Origin of the sequence: Stenotrophomonas sp. CASM106 (assembly GCF_049384825.1) — a bacterium.
GTDB lineage: Bacteria > Pseudomonadota > Gammaproteobacteria > Xanthomonadales > Xanthomonadaceae > Stenotrophomonas > Stenotrophomonas muris.
The window spans coordinates 1-414 of record NZ_JBMRFS010000077.1; the positions used below are offsets into that span (position 1 = coordinate 1).

1 protein-coding gene is annotated in these 414 nt (G+C 69.3%); it reads left to right on the top strand.

The features are described from left to right. Window positions 1-44: 44 nt before the first annotated feature. A partial coding sequence (locus VG556_RS22610; protein WP_423180081.1) for an SDR family NAD(P)-dependent oxidoreductase occupies window positions 45-414 on the top strand: 370 nt, incomplete at its 3' end.

Genomic DNA, 414 nt, shown 5'->3' on the forward strand with positions numbered 1-414 from the left:
TTTCTGCGCGGATACTGGGTGATCCCCTGCCCCCCGGATTCCCCATGAAGATTGAACTCTCCGGCCGCACCGCGCTGGTCACCGCCTCCACCGCCGGCATCGGCCTGGCCATCGCCCAGGGCCTCGCCAACGCGGGCGCGCGGATCATTCTCAACGGCCGCAGCACCGACAGCGTCGAACGCGCCCGCCAGCGCCTGCTCGACGCCGCTTCGGGTGCCGACGTGCTCGGCGTGGCCGCCGACCTGTCCGATGCGGCCGGCGTCGACACGCTGCTGGCAGGCCTGCCCAAGGTCGACATCCTGGTCAACAACGCCGGCATTTTCGGTCCCGAGGACTTCTTCGAGACCGAAGACGCGACCTGGGAACGCTACTGGCAGACCAACGTGATGTCCGGCGTGCGCCTGTCGCGGGCAC